The 13,670-nt window shown below is 42.0% G+C and carries 12 protein-coding genes; all 12 read left to right on the top strand.

All coding sequences use genetic code 11. The features are described from left to right. The first annotated feature begins 521 nt into the window (after positions 1–521). The 12 genes from sucC (at position 522) to fliF (ending at position 13,660) form a co-directional block, all read left to right on the top strand. Complete coding sequence (sucC, locus tag GC093_RS09615; RefSeq protein ID WP_171651637.1) at positions 522–1,682, top strand: ADP-forming succinate--CoA ligase subunit beta; 1,161 nt, start codon at positions 522–524, stop codon at positions 1,680–1,682. 66 nt (positions 1,683–1,748) lie between these two features. Further along, positions 1,749–2,681 carry a succinate--CoA ligase subunit alpha gene (sucD, locus tag GC093_RS09610; protein ID WP_171651636.1) on the top strand — a complete coding sequence of 311 codons (933 nt, stop codon included), beginning with the start codon at positions 1,749–1,751 and terminating at the stop codon, positions 2,679–2,681. A 127-nt stretch (positions 2,682–2,808) separates the two neighbouring features. Continuing rightward, a complete protein-coding gene (gene dprA / locus GC093_RS09605) occupies positions 2,809–3,912 on the top strand; it encodes a DNA-processing protein DprA (protein WP_171651635.1) in 1,104 nt (367 codons plus the stop codon). 127 nt (positions 3,913–4,039) lie between these two features. Then, positions 4,040–6,124, top strand: a complete 2,085-nt coding sequence (gene topA, locus GC093_RS09600) for a type I DNA topoisomerase (protein ID WP_171651634.1) — start codon at positions 4,040–4,042, stop codon at positions 6,122–6,124. Between the two features lie 20 nt (positions 6,125–6,144). Continuing rightward, positions 6,145–7,473: an FADH(2)-oxidizing methylenetetrahydrofolate--tRNA-(uracil(54)-C(5))-methyltransferase TrmFO gene (trmFO, locus tag GC093_RS09595; RefSeq protein WP_171651633.1), complete on the top strand. Its 1,329-nt coding sequence runs from the start codon at positions 6,145–6,147 to the stop codon at positions 7,471–7,473. A gap of 254 nt (positions 7,474–7,727) precedes the next feature. Next, positions 7,728–8,273 (top strand): ATP-dependent protease subunit HslV, encoded by a 546-nt coding sequence (hslV, locus tag GC093_RS09590; protein WP_171651632.1) that lies wholly within the window; start codon positions 7,728–7,730, stop codon positions 8,271–8,273. A 16-nt stretch (positions 8,274–8,289) separates the two neighbouring features. Continuing rightward, the gene (hslU, locus tag GC093_RS09585) at positions 8,290–9,684 is read left to right on the top strand and encodes an ATP-dependent protease ATPase subunit HslU (protein WP_281365213.1); all 1,395 of its coding nucleotides are present in this window, start codon (positions 8,290–8,292) and stop codon (positions 9,682–9,684) included. A gap of 157 nt (positions 9,685–9,841) precedes the next feature. Continuing rightward, complete coding sequence (codY, locus tag GC093_RS09580) at positions 9,842–10,615, top strand: GTP-sensing pleiotropic transcriptional regulator CodY (protein ID WP_171651631.1); 774 nt, start codon at positions 9,842–9,844, stop codon at positions 10,613–10,615. Positions 10,616–10,844: 229 nt separating this feature from the next. Next, positions 10,845–11,243, top strand: coding sequence for a flagellar basal body rod protein FlgB (flgB, locus tag GC093_RS09575; RefSeq protein ID WP_171651630.1), 399 nt, complete (start codon positions 10,845–10,847; stop codon positions 11,241–11,243). A 6-nt stretch (positions 11,244–11,249) separates the two neighbouring features. Further along, positions 11,250–11,696 carry a flagellar basal body rod protein FlgC gene (flgC, locus tag GC093_RS09570; RefSeq protein WP_171651629.1) on the top strand — a complete coding sequence of 149 codons (447 nt, stop codon included), beginning with the start codon at positions 11,250–11,252 and terminating at the stop codon, positions 11,694–11,696. Positions 11,697–11,722: 26 nt separating this feature from the next. Beyond that, positions 11,723–12,025, top strand: coding sequence for a flagellar hook-basal body complex protein FliE (gene fliE, locus GC093_RS09565; RefSeq protein ID WP_171651628.1), 303 nt, complete (start codon positions 11,723–11,725; stop codon positions 12,023–12,025). A 45-nt stretch (positions 12,026–12,070) separates the two neighbouring features. Further along, complete coding sequence (gene fliF, locus GC093_RS09560) at positions 12,071–13,660, top strand: flagellar basal-body MS-ring/collar protein FliF (protein ID WP_171651627.1); 1,590 nt, start codon at positions 12,071–12,073, stop codon at positions 13,658–13,660. The last annotated feature ends 10 nt before the right edge of the window (positions 13,661–13,670 follow it).

The raw sequence follows: 13,670 nt of genomic DNA, 5'->3' as shown, positions 1-13,670 counted from the left end.
AAGATGCACTTTCAGGTTCCGTACAAGAGGTGACAGAGCCTCAGCAAATCCAAGAGACAGAACCGATGATTCAGTGTTTAGTATGTAGCTTCACAGGCAATGAAATGCGGTTCATTAAGCAAGCAGAAAGAGAACCGCGGATGATGACGCCCACCGATCCCAGTTATATGTGATGTTGAATATGGATGATATTTCTGTTGTAATTCATGGCGCATTTTTCTGAAATAATTCGGAAGAATGCGTTTTTGTTATGCTTTTTATTTCCTTGGGAATGATATAATACGTGAAATTTTTCAGAGGCATAAAAAAGATTGATTGAAAAATGACAGCTTTACAAGAAAAAAAGAGGAAACCGTCGAAAAAAAGTGGTACAATTATGAAGGTTTTGTTGCACTAGCTGCAGCAAGCAGGATTCCGCATGATTGGCAGCGAAAGAATTCTTCGTTTGATGCGGGACTCGCGCACGAGCCGCAAGTTCTGATTCAAATAGTAAGCTATAACTGATAGGAGGATTTTGCTAAATGAATATCCATGAGTACCAAGGCAAACAAGTACTAAAGCAATATGGGGTTGCCGTACCTGAAGGAAAAGTTGCTTTTACAGTCGATGAAGCAGTTGAGGCAGCTAAGCAGCTCGGAACTTCCGTAGTTGTAGTTAAAGCACAAATTCATGCTGGCGGACGCGGTAAAGCAGGCGGTGTTAAAATAGCCAAAAACCTGGATGAAGTCCGTACATACGCACAGGAAATTTTGGGTAAGGTTCTTGTAACTCACCAAACCGGTCCTGAAGGTAAAGAAGTAAAGCGCCTTTTAATTGAACAAGGCTGCGATATTAAGAAAGAATACTACGTCGGTGTCGTAGTTGATCGTGGAACTGGCCGTGTCGTTATGATGGTATCAGAAGAAGGCGGTACGGAGATTGAGGAGGTTGCTGAGCATTCTCCTGAGAAAATTTTCAAAGAAGTTATCGATCCTGCAATTGGATTGCAAGCATTCCAGGCACGCAAGCTGGCATATGCCATTAACATACCGTCCGAATTAGTAAACAAAACAGTTAAATTTATGATTGCATTGTATACAGCATTTGTTGAAAAAGATTGCTCCATTGCGGAAATTAATCCTCTTGTTGTAACAGGCGGCGGAGATGTTATGGCATTGGATGCAAAGATGAACTTTGATTCCAATGCTTTGTACCGTCACAAAGACATTCTTGAGCTTCGTGATTTGGAAGAAGAGGATGCTAAAGAAATTCAAGCTTCCAAGTATGACTTGAGCTACATTGCGCTTGAAGGCAACATCGGTTGCTTGGTTAACGGAGCGGGTCTTGCTATGGCAACTATGGATATTATCAAATATTACGGTGGGGACCCGGCCAACTTCCTTGATGTAGGGGGCGGTGCTACAGCGGAGAAAGTAACCGAAGCTTTTAAAATCATTCTTTCTGACGAGGCAGTAAAAGGTATTTTCGTTAACATTTTCGGTGGCATCATGAAATGCGACGTAATCGCTAATGGTGTAGTTGAAGCTGCAAAACAAGTAGGCTTAAGCCGTCCTTTAGTTGTCCGTCTAGAAGGTACGAATGTTGACCTCGGCAAGAAGATTTTGAATGAATCCGGTTTGAATATTGTGGCAGCAGACTCAATGGCGGATGGAGCACAAAAAATTGTTGCTCTTGTATCGTAATTCGTGCCATTGTGCTAAACTCCACGACTTCTTCGTGAAAAAAATCAAGGGATGTGACCAATTCAAATGAGTATTTTAATAAATAAAGATACAAAAGTTATCACACAAGGGATCACAGGTTCCGTGGGCATGTTCCACACTAAGGGTGGTCTGGAATACGGTACGCAAATGGTTGGTGGTGTTACTCCAGGTAAAGGTGGAACCAACATCGATATTACTTTGGATAATGGCTCCGTAGTTTCCTTGCCCGTTTTTAATACTGTAGAACAAGCAAAAGCTGCAACTGGTGCAACAGTATCCGTTATTTATGTACCGCCTGCATTCGCTGCAGATGCGATCATGGAAGCTGTAGATGCTGAGCTTGACCTGACGATTTGTATTACAGAAGGAATTCCAGTATTGGATATGGTTAAAGTATCTCGTTACATGGAAGGCAAGAAAACCCGTTTAATCGGTCCAAACTGCCCGGGTCTTATTACACCAGGTGAAATTAAAATCGGAATTATGCCTGGTTATATCCATACTCCAGGCCATGTAGGCGTTGTTTCCCGTAGCGGAACATTGACCTATGAAGCGGTTCATCAGTTGACTACCCGCGGCATTGGACAATCCTCTGCAGTAGGTATTGGCGGCGACCCGGTGAAAGGCTCCGAGTTTATTGATATCTTGACACTGTTTAATGAAGATCCTGATACCTACGCGGTTATTATGATCGGTGAAATCGGCGGTACTGCGGAAGAAGAAGCTGCTGAATGGATCGCTGCTAATATGAAGAAACCGGTTGTAGGCTTTATTGGCGGGCAAACAGCTCCTCCAGGCAAACGTATGGGTCATGCGGGTGCAATTATTTCCGGTGGTAAAGGAACAGCTGCTGAGAAAGTATCCACATTGGAACGTTGCGGCATCAAGGTTGCTCCTACACCTTCCGAAATGGGCTCCACTCTTGTGAGTGTTTTGGAAGAAAAAGGTCTTTTGGACAAATGTATCACTAAAAAATAATTATACGTAAGAGAAGTAAGCTCATATAGATAGGCAAGCAGCCTTCTATTCCTGATAAGGGAGTAGAGGGCTTTTTTTCGTTCATATCGGCCAAAAGTTGTTCTCAAAGAAGGAGTGATATATACTAATGAACAATACAAATATTTTAATAGCTCTTCATCACATTGAAAATGTAGGCTGGAAAACCATTCAAACCATAGTTAATCGATTTCCAGTGTTATCAGAGATGTTGTATTTACAAGCAGGTGATTGGCAAGCATTGGGATTAACCGCTTCTCGTGCTGTTGAATTAGCGAAAAATCTTAATGAGCTAACCGCACTGACGTTGGAGAACCTTCTGAAAGGTTATAATAGTAAGGGAATCGGAATTGTGTCCTACTTTGATGAGGATTATCCGGATTTGCTGAAGGAGACTGCACAGCCTCCATGGGTTTTATATTATCGAGGAAATCCGAAGTTAATGAAGCGTCCATGCATTGCAGTGGTTGGAACTCGAACGCCAACCGTCTATGGGCGCAAAACGGCTGAACAGCTGTCGGAAGCGCTATCAGCATCGCAATTGTGTGTCGTCAGCGGAATGGCTAGAGGAATTGACAGCGCGGCACATGAAGCTGCTCTTCGTGAGAGTGGGAGTACGATTGCTGTTTTAGGCTGTAGTATTGAGCATGTTTATCCACCTGAGAATAAGTTGCTGTACCATCAAATTGCCGATAAAGGTTTAATTTTAAGCGAATATCCGTTAAAAACTAAACCACATCCAGGCTTATTTCCACAGCGGAATCGGATAATTGCAGGTTTAAGTCTTGGTGTGCTTGTCGTAGAGGCTGCTCTCCGCAGCGGATCGCTTATTACGGTAGACCAAGCTTTGGAGGAATCACGGGACGTCTTCGCTGTACCGGGACCTATTTCATCACCAAAAAGTAAGGGTACCTTATCGTTGATAAAACAGGGTGCAAAGCTAGTCAGCGATGTTCAAGATATTTTGGAGGAATACACGCACCTTATACCGGATATTCAACACTCATATAGTAACCATACTCAGGAAATAAAGGCACAACTGTCGCCAGATGAGCAAGTTATTGTGAATTTGCTGCAAAATCAAGCCCTGTCTATTGATGAGCTGTTAGCAAAAAGTCAATTTAACTTTGGACATTTGCACGCAGTTCTGTTAAATTTACTATTGACAAAGCGAGTGGAACAGTTATCGGGTTCTATATATGCTTTAAATTGAAATACATAAGTGATAACCAGCTGAGGTAGAGTTGGAGTAATGGTTGAATGATAAATGACAGCCAGCTTCTTTCATGCTCGAAGCAAAGGTTGCACTATATCTTATAATCGAGGGGGGAAGAACGGCTATGGCAGATTCACTAGTCATTGTTGAGTCACCCGCAAAAGCGAAAACCATTGGCAAATATTTAGGTAGCAAATTTATTGTCAAGGCATCGATGGGCCATATTCGCGATCTTCCAAAAAGCCAAATTGGTGTTGAAATAAATAACAATTTCGAACCTAAGTACATAACCATTCGAGGTAAAGGCTCTATACTGAAGGAACTGAAGGATGCCCGCAAAAAAGTGAAAAAAGTTTACCTGGCGGCTGACCCTGATCGCGAAGGTGAAGCAATTGCTTGGCATTTGGCTCATTACTTGGAGCTGGATGAAACTGAAACATGTCGTGTTGTATTTAATGAGATTACGAAGCAGGCTGTCAAAGATGCTTTTAAAACACCTCGAAAAATCAACCTCGATCTTGTAAACGCACAACAGGCACGCCGTATACTTGATCGGTTAGTGGGTTATAAAATAAGTCCCCTTTTGTGGAAAAAAGTTAAAAAGGGTTTATCGGCCGGACGTGTACAGTCTGTAGCTGTAAAGCTGGTTTATGACCGAGAGAATGAAATTAAAGCGTTTGTTCCGGAAGAATATTGGTCGATAACAGCCAGGCTGCTGGCAGGAACTACAGAATTTGAAGCCAAATTCCATAGCCTCAAAGGAGAAAAGAAGGAGCTTAGCAACCAGCAGGAAGTGGATGAAATATTAGCTGGTGTAGCTAAATCTGAATTTACTATTAATGAGGTTAAGGAAAAGGAACGGCAGCGTAACCCTTCACCACCGTTCATTACAAGCTCACTGCAGCAGGAAGCTGCTCGAAAGCTGAATTTCCGCGCATCCAAAACGATGTCAGTTGCTCAGCAATTGTACGAAGGGATTGATTTGGGTAGTGAAGGCACGGTAGGTTTAATTACTTACATGCGTACCGACTCTACTCGGATTTCACCCGTGGCTCAAGAAGAAGCTAAAGAGTTTATCCAACAAAAGTATGGAGAGGCTTATTATCCGGAGACACCGCGTGTATATCTTAAGAAAGCTGCAAATGCGCAGGATGCTCATGAAGCGATTCGGCCCAGCTCGGTGCTGCGCGAACCTGATCAGATGAAGGATCATCTAAGTCGCGATCAATTGCGCTTGTACAAGTTGGTTTGGGAGCGCTTTGTGGCAAGCCAAATGTCCTCCGCAGTGCTGGATACAATGACCGTGGATATAACAGCAGGCGATACTATATTCAGAGCTGTAGGATCAAAGATGAAATTCCCGGGTTTTATGAAAGTGTATGTAGAAGGTAATGACGATGGCACAACTGAGGAAGATAAGCTGCTGCCGCCGATGAAGCCTGGAGATAAGGTTAAGAAACAACAAATTGATCCCAAGCAGCATTTCACACAACCGCCGCCGCGTTATACTGAGGCAAGGTTGGTTCGTGCTCTGGAAGAAATGGGGATTGGCCGACCAAGTACGTATGCGCCTACCTTAGAGACGATTCAGAAGCGCGGTTATGTGGCTATAGACGAGAAAAAGTTTATTCCGACTGAGCTTGGTGAACTGGTCATTCAACAAATGATTGAGTATTTCCCTGAAATTCTTGACGTTGAATTTACAGCGCAGATGGAGGGAGAGCTCGACCAAGTTGAGGAAGGTAAAGAGGATTGGGTCAAGGTTCTTGCAACCTTCTATGAGTCTTTTGAGAAAAGGCTAGAGGTCGCCGAAGAAGAAATGGAAAAGATCGAGATTCAAGATGAAGTATCTGACGAAATATGTGAAAAATGCGGACGTCATCTGGTGTATAAAATGGGACGCTTCGGCAAGTTTCTAGCCTGTTCCGGTTTCCCGGAATGCCGTAATACTAAACCGATCGTCAAAGATATTGGTGTTACCTGTCCGAACTGTAAGGAAGGAAAAATCATCGAACGCCGCAGCAAAAAGGGACGAATTTTTTATGGCTGCGACCAATATCCAGGCTGTGATTTTGTTTCTTGGGATAAGCCGGTGGATCGGCCTTGTCCGAAATGCGCTTCTATGATGATTGAGAAGAGAAACAAGAATGGTACCTTCCATCAATGTATCCAATGTGATTTCAAAGAAGAACAACAAGAGAAAGAGTAAAGATTCAGGAGGAAATGATTTTGTCAGAGACATCAAAAGTTACCGTAATTGGAGCAGGCTTGGCAGGCAGTGAAGCTGCATGGCAAATTGCAAGTCAAGGAGTGCCTGTTATTCTATATGAAATGCGCCCGGTGAAGAAGACACCGGCGCATATTTCCGATCAATTTGCTGAACTAGTATGCAGTAATTCATTGCGTTCTAATGGTTTGGCAAACGCTGTCGGTGTGTTAAAAGAAGAAATGCGTATGTTGAATTCTTTAATTCTTCAATGTGCGGACAAGCATGCTGTGCCTGCCGGCGGTGCATTGGCTGTTGACCGCGATGGGTTTTCAGGTGAAGTAACATCGATGCTCAGAAATCATCCGCTAATAGAAGTACGGAATGCTGAGCTCGAGTCACTTCCTGAAGGAATAACGGTAGTTGCTACCGGCCCCTTAACTTCACCTTCACTTTCCTCTCATTTAAAGGAACTTATGGGAGAGGAATACTTATATTTCTATGATGCAGCGGCGCCGATTGTTGAGAAAGATTCGATCGATATGAGTAAAGTATATTTGGCTTCGAGATATGATAAGGGAGAAGCCGCTTATTTAAACTGTCCGATGACAGAGGAAGAGTTCAATATTTTCCATGATGCGCTCGTAACAGCGGAAGTGGCGCCTATCAAGGAATTCGAGAAAGAAATTTACTTTGATGGCTGTATGCCTATTGAGGTTATGTCCAAGAAAGGTAAGCAGACGGCCCTGTTCGGCCCTATGAAGCCAGTTGGTCTTATGAATCCCCATACCAATGAACTTCCTTACGCGGTTGTTCAGCTTCGTCAGGATAATGCAGCAGGTACCTTATATAACTTGGTTGGGTTCCAAACTCATTTGAAGTGGGGAGAACAGAAGCGAGTCTTTTCATTGATCCCTGGACTTGAAAATGCTGAATTCGTTCGTTATGGTGTGATGCATAGGAATACATTTATTAATTCACCTAAGCTTTTGAAACCGACTTATCAATTTGTAAATCGAGACAATCTGTTTTTTGCGGGTCAGATGACAGGTGTTGAGGGATACGTTGAATCAGCTGCATCAGGTTTGATTGCAGGACTGAACGCTGCGCGTTTCGCTAAGGGACAAGAATGTATAGTATTCCCTGAGGACACCACTCTTGGAAGCATGGCTCATTATATTACAACAGCGGATTTCAAACATTTCCAACCTATGAATGCGAATTTCGGGTTGTTTCCGCCTCTTGGTGAAAAAATTAAAAACAAAAAGCTTAAAAATGAAAAAATAGCTATGCGCGCAATTGAGAAAATTCAGAATTTTTCGGAAAATGAATACAATTCCACTTGTAAGTAAAAGCTGTAGTATGATACGATAATATTGTTTTGATAACATCAGAATTAAGGATTTCTTATAACACTAAAATTCATTTATTCAACGGAGCTGAACCAGCTCGTCCTTGACAACGGCGCGGCCGTTTATCCTTAAATAGTCATATATCATGTAAATCTAACCTCTACATCGCGGCTGCTCTGTTAGTGCGTCTCGAACGAGGTTTTTCTATTGAATGACTGTTTTGTTTTGGGAGTACTATTTGGAGGTAGGTTGGTATGGAGCAAGCTTTTCACGCAACAACGATATTTGCCATACGGCATCAGGGTAAAGGTGCCATTGCAGGGGACGGACAGGTCACTTTTGGTAACAGCATGGTTATGAAGTCGACAGCTAAGAAGGTAAGAAGACTGTACCGAGGGAAAGTAATAGCAGGCTTTGCTGGCTCTGTAGCCGATGCAATCACGCTATTTGAGAAGTTTGAGGCTAAGCTTGAGGAGCATCAAGGCAATTTGCAGCGTGCTGCTGTAGAGCTTGCCAAAGATTGGCGTTCTGATCGTGTGCTAAGAAGATTGGAAGCTATGATGATAGTTATGGATACATATAATGTACTGCTAATTTCAGGCAATGGAGAAATTATCGAACCGGATGATGGAATTCTTGCTATTGGTTCTGGAGGTAGCTTTGCGTTATCAGCAGGTAGAGCACTACATCGATATGCATCTCACATGAGTGCCAAAGAAATTGCACAGGCGGCATTGACAATGGCTGCTGAAATATGTGTATTTACCAATCACAATATTATAGTAGAAGAAATCGAGTGAATGAGGAGGTACTCTCTTGAAGCATATGGCTCTAACACCCAGAGAGATTGTCACCCAGCTGGATAAATATATTATCGGTCAAAAAAATGCCAAGAAGTCAGTGGCAGTTGCACTTCGTAATCGTTACCGCCGCAGCCAATTGGATGAAGCCATTCGTGATGAGATCGTGCCTAAAAATATTTTGATGATTGGCCCAACCGGTGTTGGCAAAACAGAAATCGCAAGACGTCTAGCTAAGCTGGTTAGCGCTCCTTTCATTAAGGTAGAAGCAACTAAGTTTACGGAAGTTGGCTATGTAGGGCGTGACGTAGAGGCTATGGTGCGTGATTTGGTGGAGACATCCATCCGCATGGTTAAGGTAGAGTGGGCAGATAAGTTGAAGGACAGAGCTGCGCAGCTTGCAGATGAACGAATTGTTGCCATCCTTGTGCCTGGACCATCCAAACAGAAGTCTCAGCGCAATCCCTTAGAGATGCTGTTTGGTAATACCTCTACTAATGAAACGCAGGAACCAGAGCATGATCCTAATCTGACCTCACGGCGGCAGGAGGTTAAAGATCAACTGGTAAGAGGCGAGCTGGAGCAAAAGGTTATCGAGATTGAGGTGGAAGACAGTTCTCCTTCTGTACTCGATATGATGTCAGGTCAAGGCAACGAGCAGACGGGTATGAATATGCAGGAGCTGTTCGGAAGTCTGATGCCCAAGAAGCCGAAAAAACGTAAGCTTCCAATTAAAGAAGCACGCAAAGTATTGATTCAAGAAGAAGCCCAAAAGCTCTTAGATATGGATGAGGTTATTGAAGAAGCTGTACTACGGGCAGAGCAGTTGGGGATCATTTTCATAGATGAGATTGATAAGATTTGCAGCTCCGGTCGCGGTGGTGGACCCGATGTTTCCCGTGAAGGTGTACAGCGAGATATTCTTCCGATAGTGGAAGGATCTACGGTTATAACCAAATACGGTCCGGTGAAAACCGATTATATTTTATTTATTGCTGCGGGAGCTTTTCATATAGCAAAGCCTTCAGACCTAATTCCTGAACTTCAAGGACGATTCCCAATTCGAGTGGAATTAAGCAGCTTGACTCAACAGGACTTTGTGCTCATTCTAAAAGAGCCAAAATATGCTTTAACTAAGCAATATACGGCTTTGTTGGAAACAGAGGGCATTCAGGTCCAATTTTCGGATGAAGCCATAGAGGAGATCGCTAAAATAGCAGCGGAAGTAAATCAAAATACCGATAACATTGGGGCAAGACGGCTCCATACTATTCTAGAGAAACTTCTTGAGGATCTGTCATTCGAAGCGCCTGAAATTACTCTGGAGCAAATCATGATTACTCCTGAGTACGTGAGGGAAAAACTATCGGATATCGTACAAAACCGTGACTTAAGTCAATATATCTTATAATATAAGAATTTATCAGTTTTCAGTTCTGCGAAGCTAAACCATTCTTATGTTCAAGAAAAACCTCATTTAAGTCGCGGTCTCTATTCCTTGATAGGCCTCGATAGAGGTTTTCTTATAAAAATTTAATAAACCGTAGGTCGCACTGGGAGGCAGTACCATGACATTGTTAGAAAAGACTAGAAGGTTAAATAAATTATTGCAAAAAGAAGCCGGAAATTCGGTTAGTTTTATGAACATGGCAGAAGTTTTGAGTGATATATTACGTGTAGATATATTTGTTGTAAGCCGTAAGGGCAAGGTGCTTGGGAGGGCTGTTTCAACAACGGAGCAGCATTCTGAATTGCTTGAAACGATCCTGCAAGAAAACCGTTTTTCGCCAGAATATAACCAACTGCTGCTGAAGGTAGAAGATACTTCATCCAATATGGATGCCAAAAATGATCATCATTTATTTGGTGACCATATGCCGGAAGCAGTCATTTCCATTACCATTGTGCCTGTTGTAGGAGGCGGGGAACGGCTTGGTACCTTGATTTTAACTAAACGCGACGGTGTATTTATAGATGATGATCTGATTCTAGCTGAATACGGATCAACCGTTGTAGCGATGGAGATTTTGAGGGAAAAGACGGAACAAATTGAGATTGAAGCCAGAAGCAAAGCTGTAGTTCAAGTAGCGGTTGGTTCCTTATCTTTTAGTGAATTAGAAGCTGTAGAACATATTTTTGATCAGCTTGAGGGTTCGGAAGGATTGCTTGTTGCGAGTAAAATAGCAGATCGTGTCGGAATTACGAGGTCGGTTATTGTCAATGCAATGCGTAAATTAGAGAGTGCGGGAGTCATCGAAACTCGTTCTCTTGGTATGAAAGGGACCTATATTAGAGTTCTAAATGACCAACTAATACAAGGTATCCAAAGTATAAAATTATAATCTTTTCTCTTATAGAAAGCCCTATATTACAAATATAGGGCTTTTTTCATATTGTAATTCTTTCTATATTTATTCAATATAGATATAGTTCAGAATTACTAAGATATGGATATAAATTGCTCCTTACATAACAATATTTTTTTTCGCTTAAATTGTCGAAGAAAGGAGGATAATGCAAACAACTTGTTGAATAGTACATTCAAACATCACACAAAGGCAGGGAGATCGAATGGATATACTCAATAAACCCGCATTTAATCAGATGGAACGATCCTTGAATGCCTCCACAATGCGGCATCGTGTGATAGCTGATAATATTGCAAACGCGGATACTCCTTATTTTAAAAGATCCGAAGTTCAATTTGAAGAATTACTACAAAGCGAATTGAACGGCTCTTCTATCCAAGGATACAGAACCGACCCAAGACATTTTGTTATCGGACGTCCTGCTAGGCCAGAGGCTCAGATAGTTAAAGATGGACAATCTACGATCAACAATAATTTAAACAACGTAGATATGGACTATGAAATGTCTTTAATGGCTAAAAATCAACTGCGATACAATGTAATGGTTCAACAAGTTAACAGTGAAATCAAAAAAGCCAGAACAGCCATTGAAGGGAGATAGCGATTGATGAAGCTTACTAATGGTTTTGACATCAGTTCTTCCGCATTAACGGCACAGCGATTTCGAATGGATGTTATTTCTTCCAACGTTGCTAATGCCGATTCGACTAGGGCAAGATTAGTCAATGGAAAATGGGTGCCTTACCAAAGGAAATTGGTTTCAATTGAAGCAAAACAGCCGTCGTTTCAGCAAGCACTTCAAAATGCGAAGGCCGAAACGGCAGGAGAAGGGGTTAGAGTAACGAAGGTCATTGAAGATACTTCTCCCTTTAAGCAGGTTTACAATCCTACGCATCCTGATGCAGACGAGAATGGATTTATCATGATGCCCAATGTTGATGTGCTTAAAGAAATGGTGGATATGATCTCAGCATCTCGTTCTTACGAAGCTAACGTTACGGCTTTGAATGCTTCGAAATCGATTATCACAAAGGCTTTGGAAATAGGAAGATAGGTAATTTATGAATGGGAGGTTTGATTATGATAGACAAGTTGGGACTGCAACCTTTGCAAAGCATTATGCAGCCAGTTGCATCTAAAGGTCTGAGCGCTTCAGAGGTAACGGATCAATTCGGAAATTATCTGACAGATGCGATGAATAAGCTAAATCAACAACAACAAAATGTTGACAAGCTTAACGATCAGTTTGCGAAAGGTGAAATTTCGGATGTACATCAGCTAATGATCGAAACGGAGAAAGCTTCCTTAGGTTTACAGCTAACGGTTCAAGTTCGGAATAAAGTCATCGATGCTTATCAAGAAATTATGAGAATGCAAGTGTAATTGAGCTGTTGAGTCGTAGCTACGGTCTTTGGATGGGGTGGAATAGTGAACGAGAATATAGTCCAATATTGGAACCGTGTGAAGCAATATTGGAGTCAGTTTAGTAGAACTCAAAAAATCACTTTTGTTTCGACATTAGTGCTTGTTATATTGACTATTGCTATAATTAGTTACAATTTTTCAAAGACTGAGTATGCGCTAGCCTATACGAATTTGCAGCCTAGTGACGCTGCTTCGATCAAAACTTACTTGGATGGAGCTAAGATTCCTTATCAGCTAAGCGAGGATGGTAAAAGCATAGGTGTTCCAAGAAGTGAGGTTGCCAATGTTAAGCTTGCCGTTGAATCTCAAGGCTTAAATAAAACGGGTAACGTCGGTTATGGTGCTTTTAATCAGAACAGCACCTTCGGTACAACGGACAAAGAATTCAACATTAAATATGTGAATGCAGTTCAAGGGGAATTGCAGCAGCTAATTAATTCTAACAATGCAGTGAGCAGTTCAAAGGTATTAATTAATTTGCCTGAAGAGAGTGTGTTTCTAGCCAAGGGTTCGGATAAGGCGAAAGCTAGCGCATCGGTAGTTCTTAACATGAAACAAGGCTACACTTTAGATCAGGCTAAGGTAGACACTATGTATAACTTGGTTTCTCATAGCGTGAAGGATTTGCCGATAGAAAATATTACGATTTCCGATCAGAACGGTGAGCTGCTTGAGTATTCCAAAGGTAAAAGCAAAGTTACAAGTGCTAACCTAGCGACACAGAATTTTGAAATTAACAATCAATTCAAAAATGATATTCAAAAGAATATCCAGCAAATGCTTGGAGCTATTCTTGGAAAAGACAAGGTTATTGTTCAAGTTTTCTCAACTATGAATTTTGATCAAACTAATTCGAAGCAGCAGTTGGTAACCGCACCGAATGCGGTGGACCAAAAGGGCTTGGAAATTTCTGTACAGGAAATTCAAAAGAACTACAACAGTGACGGAGGTGCTGCCGCCGCAGGGGTTCCCGGAACCGGACAAACGGATGTTCCAGGATATCCGGGTAGTTCTAATAATGGGAAATCTCAGTCCGAAGAGCTTCAAAAAACGGTTAATTATGAGGTCAATAGAATTACTAACGATATAGTGGCAACTCCTTACCTTGTAAAAGATTTAACCATTAATGTCGGTGTTGAACCACCTAATCCTGCTGATCCCAATTCATTAACTCAGGAAACGAAGGATGCAGTTCAACAAATACTAGTGAATGTTGTCAGAGCGGCATTAGCTGATAATAAACCGCCTGTAGCAGAGGCAGATCTTTCTAAGAAGGTAACCGTATTTGCACATTCGTTTGCTAGACCGCAAACTGAGGCTCCAAGCTCAAATCAACTGTTAATATACGGGGGGTTAGGTGGACTTGCATTAGCACTCCTTGCTATTGGAGGTTATATGCTTATGCGTAGACGCAAAGCCCAACAAGAAGCTGAGAATGAACTGGCTGCTGAACCTGCAACAGTGGAGTTTCCGACTATCGATATTGATAATGTGACTAATGATAACCAAATACGCAAACAGCTTGAAACTTTGGCGAAGAGAAAGCCGGAGGAATTTGTCAATCTGCTTCGTACTTGGCTAGTAGATGAATAGAGGTGTGCTT

This window comes from Paenibacillus foliorum, assembly GCF_013141765.1.
Lineage (GTDB): Bacteria > Bacillota > Bacilli > Paenibacillales > NBRC-103111 > Paenibacillus_S > Paenibacillus_S foliorum.
Note: the sequence above shows the minus strand (reverse complement) of the source record. Positions and strands in the feature narration are given on the sequence as shown.